The 1,970-nt window shown below is 59.0% G+C and carries 1 tRNA gene and 2 pseudogenes; all 3 read right to left on the reverse strand.

The window, feature by feature from the left end:
- Positions 1-262: 262 nt before the first annotated feature.
- The 3 genes and pseudogenes from NKI99_RS33670 to NKI99_RS33680 all read right to left on the reverse strand — a co-directional run bounded on the left by NKI99_RS33670 (position 263) and on the right by NKI99_RS33680 (position 1,856).
- Positions 263-571 (reverse strand): annotated as a pseudogene (locus NKI99_RS33670) (type II toxin-antitoxin system RelE/ParE family toxin).
- A gap of 5 nt (positions 572-576) precedes the next feature.
- Positions 577-839: pseudogene (locus NKI99_RS33675) on the reverse strand (type II toxin-antitoxin system ParD family antitoxin); the annotation flags it as partial.
- A gap of 940 nt (positions 840-1,779) precedes the next feature.
- Positions 1,780-1,856, reverse strand: a tRNA-Met gene (locus NKI99_RS33680).
- Positions 1,857-1,970: the final 114 nt, after the last annotated feature.

Consider the following 1,970-nt stretch of genomic DNA (forward strand, 5'->3'; position numbering starts at 1 on the left):
GTCGCCAGCGGCGAGCCGCCCTCGTTCGTGAGGCGTATATAGTCGCCACACTCGACAACTGTCAACACACATCGACAATGTTTTTTCGATTTCTCGCAGAGATATCCACCGGGCCGAAATTCATGAGTTGGCTTGGCTGAATTGTGGGCGGCGTTCTAGCGCCTCCATTCCTGTGATGCGTCCCGAGCTCGAGGCGCTGATGTGTGCCATCGCACCCGCCGCGCCTGGAGGACTGCACAGCAATTCTCCACCGAAGCGCCGTTTAGAGCCGGTCCTCGAGCAATTCCGGTGTGATGTTCCGGTCGGCGTAAAAGATGCCCAGGATCAGGACTCGCCTGCCCCCCGACGGCAAAGGCAATGCTGACGCCGCGGTAGCCAACAATCCGCAACCCAGGCATGATCTCGACCCGCTCGGTGCCCGCCGTGGAAACGTCGACAGGTCGAGACAATGGTCGCGGATACCCGCAATGAAATTCCAGGCGATCGCCGGCGACGCACGTCCGGCTATGTCATCGTAGAGTTGCTCCAGCTCGGCTTCTGCCTTGGGGTGGAAGACAATCCGATACTCCACCCCGACTTGGCTTTCGCCTGCTTGGCGCGATGACGCGCCTCCAGCCGGGAGAAAACCGTTTCGGCAGGGATGCCCTTCGATGAATCCTGCCGGAGTTCAGCAGGCGCCCCGGTATCTCGTCGCGCAGCCATTTCTCCCGCTCCGCCTCGAAATCCTCAAGCATGCGCAGGCCCGCGCGGACAACCTCGCTGGCATTACTGTAGCGGCCTGATTCGAGCTGCTTCCTGATGGAGCTCTCGTAATGGTCATTCAAAGCGCAATTTGGCATTGGCACCGCCCTGCGGGAACATGGGAGTGATCCCGAACCTGGATAGATGTCAGCTATTAGCAAAATTGGCTGATTCGACCATGCCACGCCTTGCGCCACTCATCCCCAGAGAATCACCCTTCACTTGATTCGACTTGATCGAGGCGTCGCTTCAACGCCCCGGGCCGTTCGGCCAACGGCACTTGCGGCTATTGCGGCGTGACACACCCAACGGCCGGCGCGATCGAGAATCCACATGCAGGTCGATTCGCGGTCCTCAGTCATTGTCATGGCCGAGGGTGGCCACAAAAGCCGGCTGAATAGAACGCCACCCCGACCCAATTCATTTCGTATTTGATTGCAAGTCATCACCGACATCACTGACCGATGCCTGACAAGAGGATCGGATGCTTCGTCTTTTTTGCCTCCGATTCGGTTGATCCGGTCATGGCGGCGGCTGGGCACTTCACTGCCAGTCCCCTAAACGCAAACGGCCCGCGGCTGCGGGCTGTTTTGAATTAGGTTTTGTCGAGAGGCTTGTTTTGTTGTCGTAGCTTGTCGGCTGAGGCCTCTTTGTGCGCCGAGGAGTGCCGCGCTTGCAGGCACCATTGTCCCCCGAATGCGAACGGCCCGCTGGCTGGTGCCTGGGGGACTGTTGTTTGGTGCAGATTGGTTTGCGGGGGACGGGATTGGGTTTTTTGTCCCGCAGCTTGGGCTTCGCCTTGTTGCGGGCGCCTGATCCGGGGCAATCGATGGCCAGCCCAGCCGAACATCAAAACGGCCCGCGGGCTTTGTGCCAGGCGGGCCGTTTGATTACCGCAGATTGGTTGCGGGGACAGGATTGAGTTTTCTGTCCGGCGGCGTCGGCTCCGCTTGCTTGCGGGCGCCTGATGACAGGTTAAATCGCCGGCACCACGGCACAATACAAAAGAGCCCGCACGAGGGCGGGCTCTTTTGTATTTGGTTGCGGGGACAGGATTTGAACCTGTGACCTTCAGGTTATGAGCCTGACGAGCTACCGGGCTGCTCCACCCCGCGTCAACCCTAAGCAAGCGTTTGCTTGCATTCCCTAAGCAAGCGTTTGCTTGCATTCCCTAAGCAAGCGTTTGCTTGCATTCCCTAAGCAAGCGTTTGCTTGCATTCCCTAAGCAA

The organism is Mesorhizobium sp. M0239 (assembly GCF_040321815.1).
Classification (GTDB): Bacteria; Pseudomonadota; Alphaproteobacteria; order Rhizobiales; family Rhizobiaceae; genus Mesorhizobium.